Source organism: Pseudomonas sp. Q2-TVG4-2, assembly GCF_013620795.1.
Lineage (GTDB): Bacteria > Pseudomonadota > Gammaproteobacteria > Pseudomonadales > Pseudomonadaceae > Stutzerimonas.
The window spans coordinates 539,000-559,223 of record NZ_LGLW01000004.1 but is presented as its reverse complement, the minus strand read 5'-3'; the positions used below and the strand labels follow the sequence as shown (position 1 = coordinate 559,223).

The window sequence follows — 20,224 nt, the reverse complement described above, 5'->3', positions numbered from 1 at the left end:
GTTACTCCTTGGCTGCCGCAGGCTTGGTGGCTTTGGGCTGGGTGCCCTCGGTTGCTGGCGTGGCCGCTTGAGGCGGTTCACCCTCGGCTACCGATTTGTCCGCGATACGGCGGCGCCAGTAGCTGTCGAGCATCACGTGGTCGCCCTCGGCCTTGAGGTGGCCACCGAGCGGATGGCGGACCTTGAGGCCCTCGGCTGGCACCAGATAAACGGGTTTGCTCATATCCCCTCCTGCGGGTTGATGTGCGATTGCAGATCCGGCGCCGGGGCGGCGTGGTCTTCGTTGACCCAACGCTCACGGTCTTCAGCTGTGGCGAGGGGCGATATGTCAAAGTCGGAGTGAAATTCGAGGAACTCGCCCAGGTTCACGGCATCCTTTTGCGGGGGGTCGGTGTCGGCCTGGATCTGCAACAGGGCTATCTGCAGGCCCTGGTCGCGGAACTGGCTGTCATGCAAGAACTGGTAGCGGGTGACCTGCCAGCTGGCGTCCGCGGTTTGCCCGCCATGTAGCTCGGCTATCGCCGCATCGAGCATCTGGTACAGGCCAACCGTTTTGCCGTCACCACGTCGAGCGGCCTGATGACCACGGGCATTCCGGGCAACAAGGACAACCACGAATTGCGGCGTAGCGATGGCTTGGCTCAGGGTGCCGTCTGCTGCGACGACATAGGCCGCCGGGGCGTCGAGCCCCCAGCGCTTGACCAGATCGCTGTCAGGCGTATCCGGCAGGCTGTCGACAACCTTCAAGCGCAGGCCAAGCTCGCTGCCCTTGAGCAGGTCGACCAGCTGGGTCTCCAGATCGCCAAGCATCAGGCACCTCCCGGCGCGCCACGGCGCACTAGATCGCTGAGGTGATTGCTGACCAGGTCGAGGATGTCCTGACGGTCATCGTCGGAAAGGCCGAGGTACGGACGCGCTGGTATCTCGACCTGTTTGGCGGTGCGCCAGCCGATGCCGGGGATGGCGAAACGCAGCCCGCCCGAGCCCTTGGCTTTGATCGTGCCGCCGAACTGGTGAATGGCGGCGTAGATCCGGTTGACGCCCCAGACAGCAGACTTCTGATTGACGTAGCTGCCAACCGAGTCGCCCAGATGGCCGTCCTTGGTCAGGGTCTTGCCGCCGTTGAGCTGGGCACGGAGGCTCGGCTTCCAGCGCTGACCGTCGGGGGCGGTCTGGCTGCGGAAGCGGGCACGGGTGCTGCTTTCACCGAGAAAGGCGATGTCCTCCAGGAGCGGCGTCGGGTCACCGCCAACGCGGCGGATCTGCTGGAACAACCGCTGCACCTGTGGCAGGTTGTGGGCGATGCGGATGCTGACGGCCATCAGATGAAGCCTCGGCTGCTGTCACGGGCGAATACCAGGCCGGCGCTGACCATCTCCGCGCCGGCCGAGGGCTGCGCGATCGCGCCGCTGTCGGTCGGGCCGAGCTGGACCTTGCCGGTGGCCACGCTCTCCAGGAACTTGATGGAGTCCTTGTAGAGGGTGGTGATCTGCTCAGTGGCCGCGTCGTCGTAAAGGAAGTAGCGGGCCAGTTGGCCGGCGATGCGTTCGAGCACCTCCGGCGCGTTGCTGAGCGGGAGCTGGTAGCGCCCGCCCAGATAAGTGTTGATGGTCTGTTCGGCGTCCTGCAGGGCGCGATCGACCCTGGCCAGCGCCTGCCCGGCTGCTGTCTGCTCTTCGGGGGAATAGGCAGACAGGTCATCACCGGCAGCGGCTTTGGTCAGCAGCTCGCCATAGACCATCGGCGGGATGCTGGCGTCGGCACGCTGGGCGATCTCTTCGGCGCTGTAACGCTTCAGAAACTGGGAGGCGCTGGCGTACATCAGGCGTTACCTTCCGTGTTGTCCTGGTCACCCTGAGTGCCGCCGGTACCGCCCGCCGAATTTGCATTGGCTTTGGCATCGTCGGCAGTCGGAGCAGCCGGTTCCGTGGGTTCGGTTGCGGCCTGGGCCTTGGCCAACTCGGCGAGCTTGGCATCAGCCTCGGCGGTCGCCGGGAACTGCGCCTGGGTTACGCTGAGCATCGGCTCGGCCTCGATCGCGTCCAGCTGCGCCTGGGTCAGGTTCTCCAGGAGCAGGCCGGAGCCTTCAGGGGTGAAGCTGAAACCGGCGCGGCGGAAGGTCGGTGGTAGGCTGCGGACGAAGATGCCATCCAGCAGCTCGGGCTCGGCGCCGCTAACCACCACATACTTTGCCGGGGTTGGCTTTGTTGACGGTTTGGTCGTGCGCTTGGCAGGTGCTCTAGCCATTTCAGAACCCTCCCTTATGCGCCGGTGCCGGTGGAACCGAAGGCGAGCTGCCAGAAGCCGTAGCCAGCTGCAGCGCGTGCTTCGGCGCCGAACTTGTACTTCTTCAGGTTGAACACGTCCTCGGCTTCGGGGTTGGTCTGTGAGACGAACACCGGCTTCTTGCGTGGCTGGTAGACGAACGGCTTGACCGGCTTGCTGGTGTCGAGCAGGAACCAGGCGGTGTCGGACTCGATGCGCCCATCGACCACCAGTTCAGCGGTGCCCTTGTAGGGGTTCGGGTTGCCGTCGGCCAGCTTGGCGTCGGTCAGGAGCGCGCGGGCTGTGTCTTCCAGGGCCGGGCTGACAACCAGCACGGTGGGCGTGATGTTCAGGGAGCGGCCTTCTTCGTCCTTGAACAGCTTCATGCCAGTGCGCGCGGTGCCGTAGCCGGCCTTGGCCGCTGCCAGGGTGGCGTTGGAGAGCGCTGCGGTGATCTTGTTGCTTACCGAGTTGCCGCCCACTGGGTGGTCGGTGTCGAAGAAGTACTGGCCGTCATAGCAGAGCTTGACGAAGCCGCCGTTGACCGCCTCGTAAACCAACTCATCAGGCAGCTGAGCGGCCGAGTAGCCGGCCATCTGCGCCTGGGGCTGGTAGATGCCCAGCTGGTCATCTTCGATGTGGTTGCGGTCGACCTCGACGGTGGCTTCGAAGTCTTCGTTGACCACGACGTACTTGTAGGCTTCCAGCGCCTTGGCGACCTTGGCGCCGATCCAGCGACGCATCTTGGGGAAGTTGCTCAGCCAGGTGTAATCGTTCTGCCCGCTGTTGGACGGAACCTCCATGGCGATCTTCTGCCAGGTGCTGGGGGCCGCTTCGAAGGCTTTGTTGAAGGTGGTCTTCAACGCCAGGAATACGGCGGCGAGGGCTGCTTTATTGATGAGCATATTCGGGAAACTCCTTATTCGATCCAGACGCCGTCGGACTCGATGCCGACGATGCGCCCAGCGGCGGAACGGGTACCGGTGCCGTCAGTGGCGGCCAGGGTCTGGTCGTCGACGATGTAGGCTGTTTTGCCTTGGTGGGCCTGGGTGATGGATCCGTCATTGCCCCACTTGAAGGCATTGAGGCGGCGGACCAGGACGGTGGCCGCACCATCGGCGCCGCTGCTGTTGTCCACTGATTCCTCAGCGCGGCCGAGGTAGGTCAATCCGACGGCGGTGCTACCGGGTGCGGCAAAACCGGTGGCGGTGGCCACAACGATCGCGCCGGCATAAACGACGGTGTTGGTCGCGGCCGGGACGCCGATGACCTCGGCGTTCTTGAGTGGGGTGTTGCGGTCGCGGGTGAGAGCGGGCATGGGGGCTCCTTACGCTTTCAAAGTGGCGAGGTAATCCGCCGGCTCGACGCCCATGGCCTTGCATACGGCCAGGGCTTCGGTGTCCAGCTGCTCGACGGTGGCAGGGGGTTCGGACTGGTGGCGGTGGGTCTGCTGGCCTTTGAGCGCGGCGATCGCCGGGGTTTGCTCCAGGTAGGTCTTGAGCGCGGCGACGTCTTTCTTGCCGAGGTCGCTCGCCCACTTCTCCTGAGCTGGCAGCAGGCGACCATCGGCCAGGCCGGCTTTCACCAGCTCGCCAACTTCGCCTTCAACTTGGCTGGTCTTGAGCGCAGCGATGTCCTGTTTGAGCGACTCGACGACGCTGAGCGGAACGAATTTCGAGGGGTCCGGCTGACCTTCAGTCTTGGTCGCAGCCAGGGCGGTTTGCAGTTCGCCCACCTTGCCAGCGTCGGCCTTGAGCACCGTCAGGGCGGTCTGGATGTCTTCTTCGCTGGCGTCTGTGGACAGACCCAGCAGTGCAATCAGCGCTTCTTTGTTCACACTTTGGTTCTCCTTTGCGGATGTGGCGGCCGGGTCGGCCAGTTCGAAACGGGCAGCCGCCAGCGCCGGCAGGGAGGCCATGCCGTCGAGTGCGGGATAGTTGGTAAGCGCGACGTGCAGCAGGTTGAGGACTTCGCCGGTCTGCATGTCGTAGCTGAAGACGGGGCTCAGGTAGCGGTATTCCTTGGCCGCGATGAAGCCAGCGGCTTTCTCCGTCCACTGCACTTGGGTGGCGAACAGGCCGAGGCCTTCGCGCCATTCCAGAACGGTGCCCTGGAACCAGCCGGCGGCGGGCGCGGGCTGGCCGTTGGTCTCGCTGTTGAGGGTCTGGTGTTCGTAGTCGATGACGAGATCGGTAGCGCGAGCGGCCACCAAGGCGATCAGCCGGGCGGCGATCTGCGCGTCGATATACCAGTGACCGGCCGTCACGTCCCGAGGCCGCCCGTCACGCGCCTTGAAAGCGCCGGCTGGGAACAGCTGGATGGCGGCACCCTCCGAGCGAATCTCGAACGTGCAGGCGGCGATGGCAGAGGTGGGGGCGTGTTGTGTCTTCATGCCGCCAGTGTCGGCGGCATGAGCAGGGGGTTACAGGCTGACGGGGTTCAGTGGGTTTTTGCGATTTCTCTCAGGCGCCGTAAGCCTTTGTTGGTTAGCACCCAGAACTGTTGACCTTGCGGCCCGGGGACCGGGGTAGCCATGCCCCCACTTTTTAGCATGGAAAGATAAAGCCTGACCGTATCAATCTTCTCGTACATAGCTTGGGCGCGAATTGCCTGTGTCGTAACGAAATTAGGCCCGACGGCTGCAATCGCTACTAGTACTTTGTCGGGTCCAGGCAAAGCGGTATCCGGCGGAATCTGATGGGCGATCAGTGTGGCTGACGCAATAGAGGAGCTAGATGCCGGGTGAGCATCCTCGATCTCCGCCACGACGCTGCCCTGACCTACGGTACCTGTTAACGATTCGCCATGAAGTGCGGCGGTCTTGATCGCTTCTCGAATTTGTTCAGCCTTGACCGGTTGGCTAGGGGTTTGGTCTCCCGCTGTTGCGCGACGTTGGCCACGTATAAAGTCGGCAAGGAAAACGATAAGAAGAAAGGCGATGGCGATAATCGCGGAGAGATACCAATCGCTTTTCAGCACATCAGGTGTAATCCAGTCTAAACCGAGGGCATAAATCAGCCCGGTGTGGAGCAGCAGCAACACCACCGATGTATTAAGAATCCCAGCGGGAATCGTGACCTCAGCGCGACACAGTGAAATAAATTTTTTGGCTACTCGTGCAGGACGTAGCATCCACCGCTTGATTGCTTTCCGTTCTTCCACAATCAATCCAACAATCAAGCCGCCTATGATCGTCATCGCCCACTGCGTGATATTTAGATCCATCCTTTGCTAGCCATCGCGTCATTCAGATGGCTCAATGATATATCAAGCACCGTTAGAAGGCCGTTAGAAGCGCTCACAGCATCCAAGAACTATCAAAGCCAGCGCCTGATAGCGATTAGCGCTTTGTGCTTCGTATGGGCGCTGCGCTTGCTTGGCTTGGCCGCTCACCGGAACATTCGAGCCAAGCTCCGAACAACCACTTCCGATTCGGCTTGGTGAATGGTCAGCTGCAGTATCGACCCATCTGCCTGCTCGACCACATAGAGCAGGCTACCGTCCGCCTGCAGGTTGGGTATGGCACGGTCGACAATCATTTGCACCAGGGCGTAATCCTCGACGAGTATCGTCGGCTGGTTGGCGAGCTGCTCGGCTAGAACCGCTTCGGTCAGGGTGACGACCGATGTCTTGGCACCAACGCGATCGGCAACGTTCTGGCCTAACAAGCCAACGGGAAAGCTACCGGCCGGTTTGCGGTGCCACTCGGCAAAGGCCTGACCGGTGACCAGGTCGGCGATGCTGGCACGTGCGAGGGCAGCCGGTGCTGCGGCGACCTTGTCGACCAGGTGCTGGCTCAGGCTGGCGCGACGCCCACCTGGTGGATAGTGGAACGCTGGGTGGACGCCCTTCGGGATCTGCTGCACTTCACCGGTACGCTTGTTAACGAAGGGGACGCTGGGCACCTTCGGCGACTCGCTGACCTCGATGCCTTGGCGCTGCAGCTGGCCCGCCGTCATCGGGATGACTCGGCACTTGCAGCCCCATTCCTTGACCGGCATATGGCTCTGCCAGAATGGATCATCCACCGAGAGCACCAGGCCGTCCCAGGCGCTGTGCTGCAGGCGGGGGTTTTCCGAGTTGCCGCCGTCGTACTGCAGGTAGGGAAACGCGGCCTTGCGGTCCTGGATGCGCTGCCATTGGCCTTCGCTGTGGGCGGTGCGCAGGTTGGTGTCATAGATAACTTTGAGCCGGCGCGGGCTGCCCAGCTGGACGTCGCGCACCTCACCGGTCAGCGGATCCAGCCGATCCTGCCGGCCCCACCAGCCTTTCGCCTGCAGGGTGGGCATAAGCCGCTTCTGGAAGTCCTGCAGCGTGGTGCCTTCGGCCAATGCCCGGTCGACCTCGGCGCGGATGTCCTGGAGCAGATCGAGCTGCATGGCCTTGGCCACGGTGAATGCGGACTGATGCTGCGCCTGCCAGACGTCGCGGTAGTCGAAGCCAACAGCGAAGCCCTTCTGGCGGAAGTACTCGATGGCCTCCGCCGGTGGTAGCGCGACCAGGTCGACCATCAGACCGCCCCAGTCCGGCCGGCCAGGGTGCCGGCGAACATGCCTTGGGCGATAAGCTCGGCGAACTGGCTGGCGTCCAGCTGGGGGATGACCTCGGGCAGACGATCGCGAAATTCTTCCAAGCTTTTACAGCTGGCGAGCAGCTGCTGCACCGGCGCGACCAGTTCGACCACGGGCTCCCAGTCGTTGGCGAGCTGCTCGGCCAGATCGTCGATCGGGTCGTTGTCCGGCTTGCTCTTGAGCGCGGCAACGCGGGTGGCGGCAGTGACCGGCTCGGCCTGCGCGCCAGTGCCAAGCACGGCGTCATCTTTGCCCGGCAGCGGAATGCGCAACTTGTCGTGTGCCCAGCTGACCGGGATCTGCATGCCGGCCTCGACTAGCTTGGGCAGTGCTTCGGCGTAGGTGCCGAGATCTTCCGCTTCGACAAGGTCGAACTGGAAGCGTGGCAAGCGGCGGGGGTCGCGCTCGCCGCCCTTGTTCAGCACCAGGAGCGGATAGAGAAGGTACTGGCGCAACGTGGTGGCGACCTGTTTGGCATCGGCCTTGAGCAGGTCGTGGCGCACTTCGTTGTGTACTGCGCCCAAGGCGTTGGTGCTGCTCTTGCCGTCGGCCTGGCTGGTGAGCGTGCCGCCGAGGATGGCCTTGGACATGCTCTTCTCGGCCCACTGCACCATCCAGTCGAACGGGTCGTGCTGGCCCTTGGCCGCTTCCTTGAAGTCGATCGCCATGTCTTCGGGGATGATGCCGGCCGCGTTGTGGCCGATGTTGACTACGGCGCGCAGCAGGGTGGCTTTTTCGTCTGCAGTTGCGCCGCTTGGGTATTTGCCCAGGCGGACCGGCAGGCCATAGATCTCCAGGAACTCGGCGAGATCCCGGACGGCGTAGTTCTTGAACAGGTACGGCCAAGCCAGCACACGATACAAGCCGCCGCGCGCGACATAGCCGGACTTGGCCTTGTGCTGATGCATGATCCAGCCGAACGGCTGCAGGGGCTCGCCCTCGGCACTGCCATCGCGTAGGCGCAGTTCGGAGCGGGTGGCTGGATCCAGCTGGAACCAGGACGCCTCGCGGTAGTTGAACGCCTTGGGCATCCACTCGCGGCCGTACCGCTCCCATTCCAGCTCGATGCCGGCAAAGCCTTTGCCGATCGCATCGAGCATGTCGAACAGCAGGTCCTCGAAGTCGGGCAGATCCTGAAGTACTTCGTTCAGCCAGTCGGCCTCGGCCTGCTCTGCGGCGCTCGGGTTGCGTGGTGGGACCACCGCCCAGTCGACAGTGGTCAGCGCCCGGCGGCGCTTGCCGATCTCGGCGAGCAGGTGCGCATCTTTCTCTTCCATGTCTTGGAACAGTTCGCACTGGGCCTTGATGTCGCCTTGCTCGGCGGTTCGGAGGATGCCGGCCAGCTTGGGCGGTGTGAGCCCGTTGGATGGATGCTCGGCGAATTCCTGCTGCAGCTGGCCGAGGCGAGAGGTCTGTTGTTCGCGCAGGGTGCTCTGTTCGATGGGGTGACCGTGGATGTCTACGATTGCCATGGGCATCTATTCCTGGAGGGCTACCAGGCGCCTTGCCAGGTGCCGGGTTGATCGTCGTCGCACTCAATCCAGCGATCGGCACGGGGCGGTGCGGGGGTGTATTCGATGGGGGCGGCCGGACTGCGGCTGGCGGCGTACGCCAGCACGCCCGCGACGGCGGCATCGCCGTGGCGCTTGCCGCCGCCTTTCTCGGTGGTACGGGTATCCGGTACGCGCGGTACGCCTTTGACGACCTTGAGCGCGCGATAATCGTCGACGGTATCCTTGTCGGCCGGCAGGTCGTGCAGAGTGCCGTCCTCGAGCGCGGCCTTGAACGGGGGCATGTTGTCGCGGTACCAGCCCTCGGTGAGCATCACCTGGTCGATGCGGCTGTGGCCGTACTTGACCGCTGCCGCCTCGGCGATCGCCTGGCCGTTGCCTCGGGCATCGTTCTTGCCACCGAGGAAATTGGGCAGCCGGTCGACGACGAAGAACAGGATCTGTTCCTGCTGCTTGAACGGCACGTTGCGTAGTTCGACCTGGAAGGGCTGGCGGCGGCGCAGATCCTGCTCCTGTAGCAACGGGACGATGACGGACAAGTCACCGCTGCGGCCGAAGTCCATGCCGTAGAAGCTTCGCGCCTCGCGCGGCAGGGATGCCAGCAGCGGCAGCAGCTCACGTTCGCACCAGGACAACGAGTCAGCCAGCCGCATGTGCTCGGCAATGGTCTCGTAGCCCTGTGGGTAGGCCAGGCGCAGCACGGGCACGTCGCGACTGGTGCGCTGCTCCAGGAGCGCGAGCGACAGGTAGGCGCCGCCACCCTGGCTGGGCACGCAGTCGAGTTCCTCCTCGGCGGCATCGCCGTAGAAGTCGTACACATCTTGGACCCAGGCGGCTTGCTCCTCTGCCGACCAAGGGATGGCCTTGCGCAGGCAGACCCGCTCATAGAGCCCTTGCTCGACGGCCTCACGGAAGGTCGAGCGGAACAGCAAGCCCTTGCGCTTACCGGCGCGGATCTCCTCGATCAGCTCATTGAACGGGTTATCGGTGCCATCGTGGGTGCTGATGACATGCACCTCACCGCCCCAGATCAGAAGCGCTAGCGCCGCCTTGAGCAGCTCGGCTAGGTCTTGGTGGAACGCTGCCTCATCGATCACCACCACGCCCTGGCGACCGCGCAGGTTGGATGGGCGGCTGGTCAACGCGGTGATCCGGAAGCTTGAGGGGAAGCTGATGGTGTAGGTCTTGATGTGTTTGTCTGGATCCTCGTCCGGCCAGATGCCTTCTTCGATCTCGCCGGCCGCATAGTTGAACGCGCGCGCCCACATGGCACAGGCCTGGATGTATTCGACGGTCATGTCCTGGTTGTAGCCGAGATAATAAACAGTCTGACCCTTGGCCTCGCGACTGGCGGCCGCGACCAGGACGTTATCCGCGGCCTCGGCCCAGGTCAGGCCGATACGGCGAGACTTTTCTGCGACTTTGAGCGGGGAGCGCAGGCCGATCCAGTCCTTCTGATAATCAAGCAGGACTGCGGGGATATCGATGGTGGCGGTATTGTCGAGGATCGCCGGGACGGTCATGGATTAACACCGTTGCTGGCGCTAATCTGATCGCCGTTATCACTCTTACAGGAAACGCTTCCATGATGGATTGGGTCATGGGTGCCTATGGGGGCATCAAAGCGGCTACGGATATCACGCAGAGCATGCTCACGCTCAAAACGGATGCGGCGGTAACGACGAAGGTGGTCGAGCTGAATGGGGTGCTGCTTGGACTGCAGGGGCAACTGAACAGCGCCCATGCGGAACATACGGCGCTCGCGAGCCGCATACGCGACCTTGAAGCCGAAGTTACTCAATTCAAAAACTGGGAAGAGGAGAAGGAGCGCTATCAGCTCCACAAGTTTCCAGCAGGCACACTCGGATATCGAATAAAGCCAGCGATGCAGGGCGCCGAACCGCCGCATGATTTGTGCGCCAATTGCTATCAGAACGGCGTCAAGTCGATCCTGCAAGCTTGCGAGGATGGTTGGTATAACGCGCTGAAATGTCATCCCTGTGGCTCCGTGATACGCACTGATAAGATTCAGAGCGGCGGCTCTGGAATAGCTATTTCTGACTACGACCCGTACGGACCAAGGGGTTATTGACCAACTCATCACCCTGCGACTCCAAGAATTTCCCGCCGGATCTCGGCAACGGTGGACGCGTCGAGGCCACCTTTCTTGGCGATCTTCTCGACCTGACTGGCGGCGGCTTCTGCTTTGGTACGCACTTCGGCCTGCCACTTCTTTTGCACGACACTGGCGCGGCCAAGCTCGGCGACAGCCTTGGCTATCTTGGGTAGGTCGATAGGTTTGCCGTCAGTCATCAGCAGCTTGAACAGGTGTTCCTGGACGAGGCGCATCAGCGCTTCGTTGACGGCGCCTTCCTCATCCGGCGCGGCGGCCACCACGGCACGGGCCTGCTCGCTGGCCATCTTCAACGCCGACAGGCGCTCTTCGAAGTTCTGCCCGTAGCTGTGCAGCGCTGACTTGCCGATGCTATAGCCACGCTCGGCCAGCTCCGCTGACAGCGATTCATAGCCGCTGAAGTTGCTTTCAACCAGGCTCTGATCCAGCCATGCCTTAACCTCGGCCGGCAGGGTGGTTACCTTGCTGCGCGGCGGCATGTCAGCTCCAGTACTTTTCAGGACGAGCAATGCCGGGGCGGCACTCGACGGTGTACTCGGCGATGTCGACGCCGTAGTGGGTCAGGCCGCAAATCCACGGACCGGATGGCTGCTTGACCAGCGTGACCAGGCTGCGATGCTCCAGGTAATCCAATTCCCGCCGCAACTCCAGCGGCGTGCAGTCGGGATAGATGCCCTGGATGGTCGAGAGCACGACGGCTTCATGCGGATCCACGGGGCGGGATTTGTTCAGGGTCAGCAGGATGTACCAGCGCAGGGTTTCCCGGCGGGCTTTGTCGGCATCAATCATGGCGCGCTCCTTTGAGCAGGACGTTTTCAAACTTGAGGGCCAAGCCGTCGAGCTTGGCCTCGATCACCGACTGGCCACGGACCCAGTCTTCACGGCGGACGTATTCGAGCGGCAGGTCGGCCTGGAAGCGCATGAAGGCACGCTCCAGTTGCTTGACCGTTTCGGCTTCCTTGTCCTGGCGATCGAGCAGCTTGGCGAAGCTCTCTTCCCAGTGTCGGCTGGCACTCTGGCGGGCGGCGTCCTGGGCGGCGAAGCGGTCGGCCAAGCGCTTTTCGAACTGACCGAGCAGCAGCTTGACCAGGCCGGTGACGATGCCGACGAAGATGCTGAGCAGCCCTGTGGCCCAGCCGATCAGCTGGCTTAATTCGAGTTCCATAGTCATTGCGTGCCGGTCTCCCTGGCGCTGAGCAGGCCGGTCACTTGGCTGGCGAGGGACCGGGCCCAGCGCCCGTAGTCCTGGGCGTGGGCGAGGATGTCGGCCGGGGTGACGCCGCTTTCCAATAGCTCGGCGTCAGTGCCGGGGGCGGCCCAGGGGGCCGGGCCAGCAGGGCCGGTAACGGGGCCTGCCAGGGCTCCGGGCACACCGAGGGCGGCGTTGTAGTCGCGCAGCCAGCCAACAGTGAATACGCAACGAGGAATAGGCTCAGGCGCAGCGGCAGGCTCCGGCCGATAGGTGCTGGTGACATGGGGGATGCGTTCCTGGATGGGCTGCTGTTCGGTACCGAGACGATCGAGCGCGGCGAACATCTGCTGTTCGGCCAGGTTGGCTCGGGTGACCTGCTGCTGCAGGCTGACGTTGTTGGCTTCGGCCGTCTCGCTGGCCTGCATGGCGTGCTTTTCCTTGAGGTCGCTGAGGCTGGCGGCGCCCAAAGCTTCGGCGTGTCGATAACCGAAGCCGTAGGCGATTCCGCCTGCAGCGGACGCGCACACCATGCAGGCCAGCAAGCCCAAGGTTAGGCCGCTGGGCAAGGGAGAACTCAGGCGCTCAAGCATGCTTGGTCCTCCGGCGGTTGCGTGCTTTGCGAGCGGCACGGCGGGCGGCGGCGATGCCGGTCTTGCCGACACGGATAGGCGGCAGTGGCGTCTGGTACCGACAATTTGGCACCCACATGCGCGGGGCGCCGAAGAGGTTGTCGAGCCATGCCCAGAGACGACGGATCATGCGCGGACCCCCTGGGTGGTCACCACGCGCAGCATGGCGTTGACCACAGGCAGCGCGACGGCAACGGCGGTATAGAGGCTGACCGGCAGGTGCGGTTGCAGCAGGCCGGTGCTGGCCTCCAGCGCGACCAGGCCGGCCACGATCGCGTTGAACCACAGCGTTCGGCTGCGGCTCCAATGCTTGCAATCAGCCATGGCGCACGCCCTCCAAGATGCCGGCCAGGGCGAGGCCTTCTGCAACCAGCGCATCGCCGTACCAGTTGCCACCTGGCAGCGGGCCCTGGCCGTTCTCATGGCGCACGATGGCTTTCACCAGGGCCGTCGCGGTGGCGTAGTCGTAAACGTCGACGATCTCATCGTCCGGACCGATCCCGAGCGATTTGGCAACGGCTTTGGCATAAGCACCCGTGTTGTTTTCATGCGCGGGGGCCCAGCGCTCGATGATCTCCCTGACGCTGTCGATGCGGCTGCCGTCGCGGGCACGGCGTGCGTCTTGGTAGGTGATCAGCGTTCGGGCTATGGCGCGGATGCCCCAGACCGGATGGCTGAAGACGATGAACCGCGAATCAGCTGATTGGTCGATGGCCATGCCTTGCCAGCGCGTACCGTTGCGCTCCAGGTTGCCGGGGTTGTAGTTGCGAATGCCGCGAGGCTGGCGTGCGGTCATGCCGATTCCTTATTGCCGATGGCCGCACGCAGCTCGGCCAGGCGCGCGCGACCGACCTCCGGGCTGGATTGGCGGAGGGAGGAGATGCGTCTGGTTGGGATCAGGGGTGCCGGATCGACGGCAGCGGCGCGGCGGTGCATCTCGCGATGCTCGACCAACTGCTTGGCGCGCTGCTCGGCCTTGGCCAGGCCCGACTTGGCCATCTCACGGGCGAGGCTGCGCAGCTCGACTGGGCACGCCGTGAAGATCTGGCGCTGCCGCTCGACGTCGCCATAGGCATCGATGATGGCCTGGGCGAAGTCACGCGCGTGGCGAAGGGGGCGAGTGGTGGTGGCTTGTTTCTTCATGCCGCCATGTTCGGCGACGGCGGGATGTCAGGGCAGAATGAAGGGGTTCAGTAGATACAAGAAGCCCCGCACTTGGCGGGGCTGGGCTGGGCGAAGGTTAAAGAATCTGTGCTTCAACGTAAAACTCGCTTTCTTCCTGGTTGTTCCACTTGATGTAGAACTGCAGGTCATCCTCACCAGCCGTAGTAACCAGTGTCGCCGAGCAGGAACGCAATTGCGATTGCTCGTTGAAGCCTTGCTCTTCAACCTCCTTCAGGCTGACGAACTTGATACCGGCGAGTTTCACGCTCGGCATGTCGCCAATGATGGTGGCAACCAGCTGCTCGGCATCAGAGCTGGTGCACGATGGCAGTGCGGTCGCCATAGTCCCGACCACGGTAAGTACGGCCCATGCGGCGCCAACCCCGCCCAGTATGGCGGCTTTCCCAGTACGCCCACCAACCTGGACCGGATGATCCTTCGCTTTTTCAATCAGGCTACGTCGCTTGATGAGGTAAACCGGGAACGCGATGATCCACAGCAGCAATGTCAGCACGCCCCATGCGCCGGCCGACAGATTAATGAACCCTTTCCCTTCTGTCTTACCGATGCCGTTACTGGTTGCATCCATGTAGACCCAAACCGCAGACGCCGCTACAACCAGCACGAATATTGTGTTCAACATTGCAAGCTCCTTGCCCTAAATTAAAGCCCCGCTTGGCGGGGCTTGTCTTTTACTTCCTTGTATTGATGGCGTAAAGCCTTCAGTGAAACAGATCGCCGGTTGCCTCGGGTGACGGCTGTTTCAGTATCTCCCAGACTCTCCGATCGCTGAGCTTGTAGCTGCGGGCCAGCTCGGCGACCAAGGTATTAGCTGACACGCCTTCGCGCACGCCCTGGACGTACTGGCGGTTGATCTCCAAGTCACGCAGGCGGCGGATGGCGGCTTCGCACTTGGGGATGTACAGCGGCACGCTGCCCCATTGCTCGGCCATGATGGTGGCTGCGCGCTCACCGATCACTTCCTTCAAGGCTTCGTGCCGGATGATGCCCAGCCGTCGCACGCCCTTGGCGACTGGCCAGGTGGTCCCGCCCAATTCATCGACCAGGCGCTGGGCAGCGGGCAGGCCGATGGCCTCCGCGATATCCAAAAGTTGCTTTGGCAGCAGCTCTTTGACCTGGTCGATTTCCATTAGGTGGGCTTCCCGTGGCGCTTGGCGTCATACACAAAGGCGGCGACCAGACGTTGCAACTGGCCACTATCGAGCCATTCTACCCGTTCGACCTTGAACATACGCAACGCCATCGCGTCGGCGTATGCCCAGGGGCGATTCGCTTCAGCCAGGAAGGCCTCGATCTTGCCGACTAGGGATGCTCTGTCTTGTGCTGGCTTTGGCACTGATCGGCCTGCCTTTTTTGCAGGCTTGGGCTTGAAGCCAAGGCGCTCGAACTCAGCCAGGACGGCACCGATCTGGCGCGGGCTCAGCTCTTTGGCCGAGCGCACGCCGGCCACGCGGGCCAGCAATGCGCGGTACGTGTCGTCATCAAGCCCCAGCTGGCTTTTGGCAATGTGGATCTTGGCGAGACTGCTCACAGTGGGTTCCTCGGGTTCATTGCCTCGGCGAACGCAGCCGGATCCCGGCGGGCCATGGCGGCCATGTAGCGAATGGCGAGGGTGATGGCCTCACCCGTCTCGGCGTAGCCGCCAACCTGCTGCATCGCGTCGAGGTCGCGGCGGGTGCCGCCGTAGATCTCGAACTTGATCTTCTCGGCTCCAACCTGCTCGCGGCGGAGCTGCTTGCGATCGCGCCTTGCTTGCTGGCGTGCGGCGTTCTGCTGGCGGATCCGTTCGGCCTTGCGCTCGTCAGTCATGGGCGAGTCTCCAGCAGCTCGGCCGCCATCCTGCAGAGGTCAACAGGGAGCAGATAACTGGCCGCTTCGACCTCATAGGCAAAGCTCTCAATAACGGCGTAGGCGAAACAGGGGTAGGCGGCTGGCTCGGCCGGTACGTTGTAGGCGTGGCGGATGCTGACGCCAGCGAGCCTCTCGGCCCACTCGCACCAATCGGCTCGGTTTCGTAGCAGTTGCATGGTGTCCTCGGCTGCTCATCAGTACCGGGCAACCACGCCCGGCAGACCGTCGCCCCGGTGAGGGGGCTAGGTTTCGCTCAGTGCAATGCCAGGGGCGCCTGGCCATCCACGCCATGGTTGAGCTGGACGCCTGTGGCGGCGCGGATTCCATTGGCTGCGTCATTGATCGCGCGATTGCTCAACTTGCCCTTGGTGGCGTTGCGGTCGTTGGCCTTACCGCTTTCCAGTTCGGGGTGATGCTTGCGGATGTATGCCTCAACGGCTGCCGATGGCGCCTGGCTGCCCGCGAATTCCTGAACCTTGGTTCTAACCGACCATACCCACGCATCGCAGAAGACGTCGGCGCGGCGGGTCTTGGTCGCCGTTTTGCAGCGCTTCAGCGTGTCGGCGATGTAGTCGCGGCGGGCCTGCCTCACCTGCCGCAGCAGCACGGTCATGGCGTAGCCCGCTATCTCGGCCATCTCGCCGATGAATGACCAGTCGCCGGGGCCGGCGATAAAGATGACGCGGCAGCTGTAGGCTCGCGCTACGGTGCCGGCCAGATTGGCCTCCCACTGCGGCGGGTTCACCTTCGAGCCGCTGCGCGCACCGACTTCCAGCACGTCGGCTATCAGTACGTCAGCTTCGCCGACCTGGTACTTCTCCATCAGTGCACGCGCCTGGCGCATGGCTGCGGCGGACTCGTGCGGGTTGCTGCTTGCGGCGAGCCGCAGGCACTTCTTAATCTTTTCCAGGGCCTTCTTGTGATCCATTGCTTCCTCGGCTGCTCATCAGTACCGGGCCACCACGCCCGGCAGACCGCCCCGGCCGGGGCGGTTTCGCTTAGTTGAGGGTGTCCAGGAGCGACTTGGCCGGGGTGAACTTCACGCCGTACTTGGCGGGAATCTCGATCACCTCACCGGTGCTGGGATTGCGACCAGGGCGGGCGGCTCGATGGCTGGCCTTGAGTTTGCCCAGGCCCGGCAGCGGTACGTCGCCGCCGTTGTGCAGGGTGCGTGCCGCAACCATGGAGTAGCGCACCAGGACGGCATCGACCTGGGTTTTGCTGATGGGTGTGCCGCTCGCACCCAGTTCCTGGGTGATGGTTTCGATCAGGGCTTGTTTGGTCAGGGTCATGGTGTTGCTCCTTAGTGGATCGTGGTGTTGGGGTTGGCGGGTGCGTTGCGCTCGGCCTTGCAGCGCTCGCACTGGCACGGCTGCAGCTTTTCCAGCGCGACCTTGGCCAGCAGCCGTGGGGCGATGCCGAGCAGCCCCTGGGTCAGCGCGTTGGCGGTGCTATCTGCTACGGCGGGGCCTGCCATCTGGATCGACACGCCGTCGTCTTCGTCTTTAATGGTGATCGTGTACTCGGCCATGGGGCCTCCTAGCGCTGGCGGACGGTGATGTTGTAATCGCGGCAGAGCTGCCGAACCTTCTTCTCACTCAGGTTCAGCTGCTCGCCGATGCGCTTGGGCGGGTGCCCGACCATGTCCTTGGCCATAACCTTGCCGGCCAGTTGGGCATCGCTGAGTTGCACCTGGTCCGCCTCTGGCTGAGCAGCTACCGCTGACGGCTCCGGCAAAACACGCAACGTCTCGATCGGAACAGGAAAGGCCGAAAGCGCCTTCGCGTGCTCGAACAGGTGGGCGTAGACCGGCGTCTTCGCCGGGTTGATGACGAACGCCGGATAGCTGTCTTTCATCTGATTGCCGACGGCCTGGATCTGGCCGCCCTTGGCGAGAAACGCTTCGGTGGCTTCGGCCAGGCGCTGGCTTTCTGTCTCCAGATGAGCTGGACACGTAGGCAAGGCATTTACGCTGGGTTGGTGATAGCGCTGCATGTCAGCATCCCTCCTTCCGGTCGAGTGAAGCGCTTTGGCGCGACGCAGCGAACCGAGACGGAAACCAGTCGCAAACCTCGTCAGCCGGGATATGCCCGAACATCAGAGTGCAGCGGCGACAATGCACGCAGTCACCGCAGGTCTTGCCCTCCGGCAGATCCATTCCATCTTCGGGCCGCTTGCCGCGCCGGTATGGTTCGCGTTCTTCGATCATGGCCATCTCACACCCCCGCGATGTCGAGGCTGATGGGCTGGTACTGGTCGGTGTCGCCCAGGCGCTCATAGATGCGGATGTAGGATTTCGAACCGACCACCTGGCAGGCCTCGCCGATGGCCTTCATGGCGCGCTGCCAGCGCTCGTCCCCGATCTCCAGGCGACGCAGGGCGAGGACGCGGGCGGTGCGGATCTCGCCCTTGGTGTCGGCGCGGAAGGCGTCGTTGACCAGCGTGACGACTTCGGGACGGGCGCCCTCGGTCCAGTCGCGCAGGCATTCGTCGATCAGTGCGCGTGCCGCCTGCAGGCGCTCGTCCAGGACGATGCTTTCCTGTACGGCCAGTTGAATCTTGTAGCGGCCGTCGAAGCTGAGCAGGGTGACGTTGCCCTTCTTGCCGCCGACGCGGGCGCCGTATTCCTCGAAGCTCATTTCGATGAAGGCCTTGATGTCACCGAAGGCGACCTGCTTGAACTCGCGTAGCTCGCTGCTCAGCTCGCTGGCACGGTCGACCAGGTGACGCACCAGGCGGTCGCGCTCCTGGTCGATTGGCTTGATCAAGCTTTCCGGGATCAGGTGGCCCTGGCCGTTTTGCCGGAACCCGGCGGGTATCTGTTGAATGGTCATGCGGTGTTGCTCCTAGTGTGTGGTTGCCCATTCTTCGGGGCGGGTGTAGCTGATGGCTTCGCGCCATTCGAGGGTTACGCCCATGAACTGGACGGTGTACTTGGTGCTGCCAGCGCTGGCGGAACGGGTGAAGCCGTCCACCAGGCGCTGTTGGAGCAGCCGACGGCCACCCTCTGCGTCGATGGTCAGGCGGTTACCGGTCGGGTCGAAGTGGTTGAGGCGGACCTCCAGGCGGCGCAGCGTGCGAGCGGCGTCGTTGAAGGCGCGCAAGGAGCCGGCTAGCAGGGGCGTTAGGACTTTCAGCGGCTTTTCACTGATGCTGGCGTGCATGGGCCGACTCCTTGCTGTTGCAGGTAGGGTTGTTCGTGCAGTGCTGGCAGGCGCGCCAGTGCTGCATGGCCATTGGGTTATGCGTTGGGGCGGGCCTTTCGCGGAATGTTTGGCACTGGATGAGCGTGATGGTCGATTCCAGGGCCGGGCAGTCCAGCTGGCCCAGCGCATCGAGCACACGGCGTTCAACGCCGGCCGTGCTGTTGGACGGGTAGCAGTTGCGCAGGGCCGTACTGACGGTGGCGCGGTTCATGCCGATGCGGCGCGCCGCGACGGTCATGTTGCTGCGCTCGACTTCGGCCGCTAGCAGGCCGATCCACAAGGGCGGCTCGCCGCCCCAGGCTTCTTCAACTGTTTGGCGGATGGCGGTCATGCCTGGGCTCCTTCCGTTTGGCTGTAAACAACTGCGCCAAGATTCGGGTCGTACAGCTGGCCGATGCGCTGAATCATCGGGGCGCGAGGGCCGGTGTACTTGCCTGGTGCCAAGCGATAGCGCGCAGTGCGCCCTCGCGGGCCGCTCGCGGCTGCTGAAATCTCGATGACATAGCCGGCGCGATGGAGCCAGAGCAGATAGCTGGACGCGGTCCGTTGCGTTGTCTTCGCCGAGACGGAGGCCTGCGCCGCCAGCTCATCGGCGGACACCTCGCCGAGGATCCGCAAACTGCGCCACATGGCTTCGGTACCCATGCCGATCACGCTGGGCTTGCCGGAGCGAGTGATAGGAGGCGCTTCGACGCCGCAGTCTTTGATCAGCTCCAGGAACTGCTCTTTTCCTCGGGTTGCCTTTTCCCCTGCGATCCCGATGAAGCCGGCGCGCTGCAGCCCTTGGATGCAGTAGCGGGTCGTCTCCAGGTCCAAGTCGACGGCCCAGGCGATTTGCTGGACGGTGAACGGCCGCCGCTCGCCCCGTACGGCTTCCCAGATCAGCTGGCGATTGTCTTTGGTGCCCTTCATCTCCAGATGAATAGGCTTACGGCCAGCCATTACGCGCGCCTCCGAGCTGGCGCCTCGCCGGTAAACCAACCCCGCCCGAGCTGTTTCCACTGCTGGAGATCGACGGCGTCAAGGCCGATGGCTTCGGCCTCGGAGTAGATGCGGTAGAGGTTGACCGCCACGCGGCGCAGGCAACCGTGGACCGCTTTGCGCAGATCCTCCAGCAATGCATCTTCGATCTGCAGCTTCGGATAACTGGCGGCAGCTAGTGCCTGCATGTCTTCAAGAGTGGCTGGCTGCGCAGGTACCCATTCAAGTACTCGGTTGTGCAGCCGCTCCAGCTTGGCCAGGCTGGTCGGGACGCGCTCTTCACCGATTAAGACCAGGGTGCCTTGGCTCGCGTTGTAGATATCGGTCAGTACGTTGGCCACCGCCTTGTCCAGCAAGTACTGGACGTCGTCGATGATCAGGGGTCGGCCGCTGCGCGACAGCTGCTCGGCGACCTGGTCGACCATGTCGGAAAGGGTGCGCCCCGGTAGCACCGACATTTCGCGCAGGATCGCCTGCAAGAATGCCTTCTTGCTCCAGGTGTCCCGGCATTCGACGTAGTAGGCGCGGTAGCGGTTGGCCGCGAAGGCGGCACCGACGCTCTTACCGAGTCCACTTGCGCCATACATGGCGACCAGCCCCGGCAGTCCCATCGGCCGTGATTGCGCACGTTCGATGGCACTGGCTAGAAGACCTACGTTTGTAAGTGCAACGATTTTGCTAACACTCATACTGCTCTCC

Annotated in this window: 35 protein-coding genes and 2 other RNA genes; 1 reads left to right on the top strand and 36 read right to left on the bottom strand. The window is 63.3% G+C overall.

What is annotated here, in order from left to right; translation table 11 throughout:
* Position 1: 1 nt before the first annotated feature.
* The 12 genes from H3028_RS10905 to H3028_RS10850 form a co-directional block, all read right to left on the bottom strand.
* Positions 2–223 (bottom strand): DUF2635 domain-containing protein, encoded by a 222-nt coding sequence (locus H3028_RS10905; protein WP_181297027.1) that lies wholly within the window; start codon positions 221–223, stop codon positions 2–4.
* On the bottom strand, positions 220–810 hold the full coding sequence (locus tag H3028_RS10900) for a phage protein Gp37 (protein ID WP_181297026.1): 591 nt from the start codon (positions 808–810) through the stop codon (positions 220–222). The genes H3028_RS10905 and H3028_RS10900 overlap by 4 nt, the downstream gene beginning before the upstream one ends.
* Positions 810–1,322, bottom strand: coding sequence for a phage virion morphogenesis protein (locus tag H3028_RS10895; protein WP_181297025.1), 513 nt, complete (start codon positions 1,320–1,322; stop codon positions 810–812). Before H3028_RS10895 ends, H3028_RS10900 begins: the two co-directional genes overlap by 1 nt.
* The gene (locus H3028_RS10890; protein WP_181297024.1) at positions 1,322–1,822 is read right to left on the bottom strand and encodes a gp436 family protein; all 501 of its coding nucleotides are present in this window, start codon (positions 1,820–1,822) and stop codon (positions 1,322–1,324) included. The genes H3028_RS10895 and H3028_RS10890 overlap by 1 nt, the downstream gene beginning before the upstream one ends.
* Positions 1,822–2,247: an HI1506-related protein gene (locus H3028_RS10885; RefSeq protein WP_181297023.1), complete on the bottom strand. Its 426-nt coding sequence runs from the start codon at positions 2,245–2,247 to the stop codon at positions 1,822–1,824. The genes H3028_RS10890 and H3028_RS10885 overlap by 1 nt, the downstream gene beginning before the upstream one ends.
* Before the next feature lie 14 nt (positions 2,248–2,261).
* A complete protein-coding gene (locus tag H3028_RS10880; protein WP_181297022.1) occupies positions 2,262–3,170 on the bottom strand; it encodes a Mu-like prophage major head subunit gpT family protein in 909 nt (302 codons plus the stop codon).
* Between the two features lie 14 nt (positions 3,171–3,184).
* Positions 3,185–3,583, bottom strand: a complete 399-nt coding sequence (locus H3028_RS10875; protein ID WP_181297021.1) for a hypothetical protein — start codon at positions 3,581–3,583, stop codon at positions 3,185–3,187.
* Between the two features lie 9 nt (positions 3,584–3,592).
* Positions 3,593–4,657, bottom strand: a complete 1,065-nt coding sequence (locus tag H3028_RS10870) for a phage protease (RefSeq protein WP_181297020.1) — start codon at positions 4,655–4,657, stop codon at positions 3,593–3,595.
* Between the two features lie 47 nt (positions 4,658–4,704).
* On the bottom strand, positions 4,705–5,490 hold the full coding sequence (locus H3028_RS10865; RefSeq protein WP_181297019.1) for a hypothetical protein: 786 nt from the start codon (positions 5,488–5,490) through the stop codon (positions 4,705–4,707).
* 164 nt (positions 5,491–5,654) lie between these two features.
* Positions 5,655–6,776: a phage minor head protein gene (locus tag H3028_RS10860; protein ID WP_181297018.1), complete on the bottom strand. Its 1,122-nt coding sequence runs from the start codon at positions 6,774–6,776 to the stop codon at positions 5,655–5,657.
* Complete coding sequence (locus tag H3028_RS10855) at positions 6,776–8,308, bottom strand: DUF935 domain-containing protein (protein ID WP_181297017.1); 1,533 nt, start codon at positions 8,306–8,308, stop codon at positions 6,776–6,778. Before H3028_RS10855 ends, H3028_RS10860 begins: the two co-directional genes overlap by 1 nt.
* Before the next feature lie 20 nt (positions 8,309–8,328).
* Complete coding sequence (locus H3028_RS10850; RefSeq protein WP_181297016.1) at positions 8,329–9,870, bottom strand: hypothetical protein; 1,542 nt, start codon at positions 9,868–9,870, stop codon at positions 8,329–8,331.
* A 62-nt stretch (positions 9,871–9,932) separates the two neighbouring features.
* Here H3028_RS10850 and H3028_RS10845 point away from each other — a divergent pair, with 62 nt between their 5' ends.
* A complete protein-coding gene (locus tag H3028_RS10845; RefSeq protein ID WP_181297015.1) occupies positions 9,933–10,439 on the top strand; it encodes a hypothetical protein in 507 nt (168 codons plus the stop codon).
* Between the two features lie 8 nt (positions 10,440–10,447).
* On the opposite strand, the gene H3028_RS10840 is transcribed toward H3028_RS10845, so the two are convergent.
* The 24 genes from H3028_RS10840 to H3028_RS10725 all read right to left on the bottom strand — a co-directional run bounded on the left by H3028_RS10840 (position 10,448) and on the right by H3028_RS10725 (position 20,214).
* Positions 10,448–10,960 (bottom strand): DUF3486 family protein, encoded by a 513-nt coding sequence (locus H3028_RS10840; RefSeq protein WP_181297014.1) that lies wholly within the window; start codon positions 10,958–10,960, stop codon positions 10,448–10,450.
* 1 nt (position 10,961) lies between these two features.
* Positions 10,962–11,270 carry a hypothetical protein gene (locus tag H3028_RS10835; protein ID WP_181297013.1) on the bottom strand — a complete coding sequence of 103 codons (309 nt, stop codon included), beginning with the start codon at positions 11,268–11,270 and terminating at the stop codon, positions 10,962–10,964.
* Positions 11,263–11,652, bottom strand: a complete 390-nt coding sequence (locus tag H3028_RS10830; RefSeq protein ID WP_159969778.1) for a hypothetical protein — start codon at positions 11,650–11,652, stop codon at positions 11,263–11,265. Before H3028_RS10830 ends, H3028_RS10835 begins: the two co-directional genes overlap by 8 nt.
* On the bottom strand, positions 11,649–12,263 hold the full coding sequence (locus H3028_RS10825) for a lysis protein (RefSeq protein ID WP_181297012.1): 615 nt from the start codon (positions 12,261–12,263) through the stop codon (positions 11,649–11,651). The genes H3028_RS10830 and H3028_RS10825 overlap by 4 nt, the downstream gene beginning before the upstream one ends.
* Positions 12,256–12,432, bottom strand: coding sequence for a hypothetical protein (locus H3028_RS10820; protein ID WP_181297011.1), 177 nt, complete (start codon positions 12,430–12,432; stop codon positions 12,256–12,258). The genes H3028_RS10825 and H3028_RS10820 overlap by 8 nt, the downstream gene beginning before the upstream one ends.
* Positions 12,429–12,626: a hypothetical protein gene (locus H3028_RS10815; protein ID WP_181297010.1), complete on the bottom strand. Its 198-nt coding sequence runs from the start codon at positions 12,624–12,626 to the stop codon at positions 12,429–12,431. The genes H3028_RS10820 and H3028_RS10815 overlap by 4 nt, the downstream gene beginning before the upstream one ends.
* Positions 12,619–13,098 carry a structural protein gene (locus H3028_RS10810; protein WP_181297009.1) on the bottom strand — a complete coding sequence of 160 codons (480 nt, stop codon included), beginning with the start codon at positions 13,096–13,098 and terminating at the stop codon, positions 12,619–12,621. Before H3028_RS10810 ends, H3028_RS10815 begins: the two co-directional genes overlap by 8 nt.
* A complete protein-coding gene (locus H3028_RS10805; protein ID WP_181297008.1) occupies positions 13,095–13,445 on the bottom strand; it encodes a hypothetical protein in 351 nt (116 codons plus the stop codon). Before H3028_RS10805 ends, H3028_RS10810 begins: the two co-directional genes overlap by 4 nt.
* 97 nt (positions 13,446–13,542) lie before the next feature.
* The gene (locus H3028_RS10800; RefSeq protein ID WP_181297007.1) at positions 13,543–14,109 is read right to left on the bottom strand and encodes a hypothetical protein; all 567 of its coding nucleotides are present in this window, start codon (positions 14,107–14,109) and stop codon (positions 13,543–13,545) included.
* A 79-nt stretch (positions 14,110–14,188) separates the two neighbouring features.
* Positions 14,189–14,617, bottom strand: a complete 429-nt coding sequence (locus H3028_RS10795) for a Mor transcription activator family protein (protein WP_181297006.1) — start codon at positions 14,615–14,617, stop codon at positions 14,189–14,191.
* Positions 14,617–15,018 carry a gp16 family protein gene (locus H3028_RS10790; protein ID WP_181297005.1) on the bottom strand — a complete coding sequence of 134 codons (402 nt, stop codon included), beginning with the start codon at positions 15,016–15,018 and terminating at the stop codon, positions 14,617–14,619. Before H3028_RS10790 ends, H3028_RS10795 begins: the two co-directional genes overlap by 1 nt.
* Positions 15,015–15,296 carry a hypothetical protein gene (locus tag H3028_RS10785; protein WP_181297004.1) on the bottom strand — a complete coding sequence of 94 codons (282 nt, stop codon included), beginning with the start codon at positions 15,294–15,296 and terminating at the stop codon, positions 15,015–15,017. Before H3028_RS10785 ends, H3028_RS10790 begins: the two co-directional genes overlap by 4 nt.
* Complete coding sequence (locus H3028_RS10780) at positions 15,293–15,514, bottom strand: hypothetical protein (protein ID WP_181297003.1); 222 nt, start codon at positions 15,512–15,514, stop codon at positions 15,293–15,295. The genes H3028_RS10785 and H3028_RS10780 overlap by 4 nt, the downstream gene beginning before the upstream one ends.
* A gap of 5 nt (positions 15,515–15,519) precedes the next feature.
* Positions 15,520–15,593: hammerhead ribozyme type II (locus tag H3028_RS10775), an RNA gene on the bottom strand.
* Positions 15,592–16,266 (bottom strand): DUF2786 domain-containing protein, encoded by a 675-nt coding sequence (locus tag H3028_RS10770; RefSeq protein ID WP_181297002.1) that lies wholly within the window; start codon positions 16,264–16,266, stop codon positions 15,592–15,594. Before H3028_RS10770 ends, H3028_RS10775 begins: the two co-directional genes overlap by 2 nt.
* Positions 16,267–16,271: 5 nt before the next feature.
* An RNA gene (locus H3028_RS10765) (hammerhead ribozyme type II) lies at positions 16,272–16,338 on the bottom strand.
* Positions 16,337–16,630: an HU family DNA-binding protein gene (locus tag H3028_RS10760; RefSeq protein WP_181297001.1), complete on the bottom strand. Its 294-nt coding sequence runs from the start codon at positions 16,628–16,630 to the stop codon at positions 16,337–16,339. The genes H3028_RS10765 and H3028_RS10760 overlap by 2 nt, the downstream gene beginning before the upstream one ends.
* Positions 16,631–16,641: 11 nt before the next feature.
* Positions 16,642–16,869: a hypothetical protein gene (locus H3028_RS10755; RefSeq protein WP_181297000.1), complete on the bottom strand. Its 228-nt coding sequence runs from the start codon at positions 16,867–16,869 to the stop codon at positions 16,642–16,644.
* 8 nt (positions 16,870–16,877) lie between these two features.
* Positions 16,878–17,333: a hypothetical protein gene (locus H3028_RS10750; protein ID WP_181296999.1), complete on the bottom strand. Its 456-nt coding sequence runs from the start codon at positions 17,331–17,333 to the stop codon at positions 16,878–16,880.
* A 221-nt stretch (positions 17,334–17,554) separates the two neighbouring features.
* Complete coding sequence (locus tag H3028_RS10745) at positions 17,555–18,172, bottom strand: DUF3164 family protein (protein ID WP_181296998.1); 618 nt, start codon at positions 18,170–18,172, stop codon at positions 17,555–17,557.
* A 12-nt stretch (positions 18,173–18,184) separates the two neighbouring features.
* Complete coding sequence (locus H3028_RS10740; RefSeq protein WP_181296997.1) at positions 18,185–18,502, bottom strand: hypothetical protein; 318 nt, start codon at positions 18,500–18,502, stop codon at positions 18,185–18,187.
* On the bottom strand, positions 18,483–18,875 hold the full coding sequence (locus H3028_RS10735) for a hypothetical protein (protein WP_181296996.1): 393 nt from the start codon (positions 18,873–18,875) through the stop codon (positions 18,483–18,485). The genes H3028_RS10740 and H3028_RS10735 overlap by 20 nt, the downstream gene beginning before the upstream one ends.
* The gene (locus H3028_RS10730; protein WP_181296995.1) at positions 18,872–19,486 is read right to left on the bottom strand and encodes a hypothetical protein; all 615 of its coding nucleotides are present in this window, start codon (positions 19,484–19,486) and stop codon (positions 18,872–18,874) included. Before H3028_RS10730 ends, H3028_RS10735 begins: the two co-directional genes overlap by 4 nt.
* Positions 19,486–20,214 (bottom strand): AAA family ATPase, encoded by a 729-nt coding sequence (locus H3028_RS10725; RefSeq protein WP_181296994.1) that lies wholly within the window; start codon positions 20,212–20,214, stop codon positions 19,486–19,488. The genes H3028_RS10730 and H3028_RS10725 overlap by 1 nt, the downstream gene beginning before the upstream one ends.
* Positions 20,215–20,224 lie beyond the last annotated feature (10 nt).

Coding starts and splice junctions, on each gene's coding strand:
- H3028_RS10885 (WP_181297023.1), bottom strand. CDS start 2,247: ATGGCTAGAGCACCTGCCAAGCGCACGACCAAACCGTCAACAAAGCCA.
- H3028_RS10800 (WP_181297007.1), bottom strand. CDS start 14,109: ATGTTGAACACAATATTCGTGCTGGTTGTAGCGGCGTCTGCGGTTTGG.
- H3028_RS10750 (WP_181296999.1), bottom strand. CDS start 17,333: ATGCAGCGCTATCACCAACCCAGCGTAAATGCCTTGCCTACGTGTCCA.
- H3028_RS10740 (WP_181296997.1), bottom strand. CDS start 18,502: ATGCACGCCAGCATCAGTGAAAAGCCGCTGAAAGTCCTAACGCCCCTG.
- H3028_RS10860 (WP_181297018.1), bottom strand. CDS start 6,776: ATGGTCGACCTGGTCGCGCTACCACCGGCGGAGGCCATCGAGTACTTC.
- H3028_RS10865 (WP_181297019.1), bottom strand. CDS start 5,490: ATGGATCTAAATATCACGCAGTGGGCGATGACGATCATAGGCGGCTTG.
- H3028_RS10900 (WP_181297026.1), bottom strand. CDS start 810: ATGCTTGGCGATCTGGAGACCCAGCTGGTCGACCTGCTCAAGGGCAGC.
- H3028_RS10840 (WP_181297014.1), bottom strand. CDS start 10,960: ATGCCGCCGCGCAGCAAGGTAACCACCCTGCCGGCCGAGGTTAAGGCA.
- H3028_RS10825 (WP_181297012.1), bottom strand. CDS start 12,263: ATGCTTGAGCGCCTGAGTTCTCCCTTGCCCAGCGGCCTAACCTTGGGC.
- H3028_RS10835 (WP_181297013.1), bottom strand. CDS start 11,270: ATGATTGATGCCGACAAAGCCCGCCGGGAAACCCTGCGCTGGTACATC.
- H3028_RS10735 (WP_181296996.1), bottom strand. CDS start 18,875: ATGACCGCCATCCGCCAAACAGTTGAAGAAGCCTGGGGCGGCGAGCCG.
- H3028_RS10770 (WP_181297002.1), bottom strand. CDS start 16,266: ATGGATCACAAGAAGGCCCTGGAAAAGATTAAGAAGTGCCTGCGGCTC.
- H3028_RS10815 (WP_181297010.1), bottom strand. CDS start 12,626: ATGGCTGATTGCAAGCATTGGAGCCGCAGCCGAACGCTGTGGTTCAAC.
- H3028_RS10730 (WP_181296995.1), bottom strand. CDS start 19,486: ATGGCTGGCCGTAAGCCTATTCATCTGGAGATGAAGGGCACCAAAGAC.
- H3028_RS10795 (WP_181297006.1), bottom strand. CDS start 14,617: ATGGAAATCGACCAGGTCAAAGAGCTGCTGCCAAAGCAACTTTTGGAT.
- H3028_RS10845 (WP_181297015.1), top strand. CDS start 9,933: ATGATGGATTGGGTCATGGGTGCCTATGGGGGCATCAAAGCGGCTACG.
- H3028_RS10870 (WP_181297020.1), bottom strand. CDS start 4,657: ATGAAGACACAACACGCCCCCACCTCTGCCATCGCCGCCTGCACGTTC.
- H3028_RS10755 (WP_181297000.1), bottom strand. CDS start 16,869: ATGGCCGAGTACACGATCACCATTAAAGACGAAGACGACGGCGTGTCG.
- H3028_RS10760 (WP_181297001.1), bottom strand. CDS start 16,630: ATGACCCTGACCAAACAAGCCCTGATCGAAACCATCACCCAGGAACTG.
- H3028_RS10895 (WP_181297025.1), bottom strand. CDS start 1,322: ATGGCCGTCAGCATCCGCATCGCCCACAACCTGCCACAGGTGCAGCGG.
- H3028_RS10890 (WP_181297024.1), bottom strand. CDS start 1,822: ATGTACGCCAGCGCCTCCCAGTTTCTGAAGCGTTACAGCGCCGAAGAG.
- H3028_RS10830 (WP_159969778.1), bottom strand. CDS start 11,652: ATGACTATGGAACTCGAATTAAGCCAGCTGATCGGCTGGGCCACAGGG.
- H3028_RS10805 (WP_181297008.1), bottom strand. CDS start 13,445: ATGAAGAAACAAGCCACCACCACTCGCCCCCTTCGCCACGCGCGTGAC.
- H3028_RS10810 (WP_181297009.1), bottom strand. CDS start 13,098: ATGACCGCACGCCAGCCTCGCGGCATTCGCAACTACAACCCCGGCAAC.
- H3028_RS10880 (WP_181297022.1), bottom strand. CDS start 3,170: ATGCTCATCAATAAAGCAGCCCTCGCCGCCGTATTCCTGGCGTTGAAG.
- H3028_RS10785 (WP_181297004.1), bottom strand. CDS start 15,296: ATGACTGACGAGCGCAAGGCCGAACGGATCCGCCAGCAGAACGCCGCA.
- H3028_RS10725 (WP_181296994.1), bottom strand. CDS start 20,214: ATGAGTGTTAGCAAAATCGTTGCACTTACAAACGTAGGTCTTCTAGCC.
- H3028_RS10905 (WP_181297027.1), bottom strand. CDS start 223: ATGAGCAAACCCGTTTATCTGGTGCCAGCCGAGGGCCTCAAGGTCCGC.
- H3028_RS10855 (WP_181297017.1), bottom strand. CDS start 8,308: ATGGCAATCGTAGACATCCACGGTCACCCCATCGAACAGAGCACCCTG.
- H3028_RS10875 (WP_181297021.1), bottom strand. CDS start 3,583: ATGCCCGCTCTCACCCGCGACCGCAACACCCCACTCAAGAACGCCGAG.
- H3028_RS10745 (WP_181296998.1), bottom strand. CDS start 18,172: ATGACCATTCAACAGATACCCGCCGGGTTCCGGCAAAACGGCCAGGGC.
- H3028_RS10850 (WP_181297016.1), bottom strand. CDS start 9,870: ATGACCGTCCCGGCGATCCTCGACAATACCGCCACCATCGATATCCCC.
- H3028_RS10780 (WP_181297003.1), bottom strand. CDS start 15,514: ATGCAACTGCTACGAAACCGAGCCGATTGGTGCGAGTGGGCCGAGAGG.
- H3028_RS10820 (WP_181297011.1), bottom strand. CDS start 12,432: ATGATCCGTCGTCTCTGGGCATGGCTCGACAACCTCTTCGGCGCCCCG.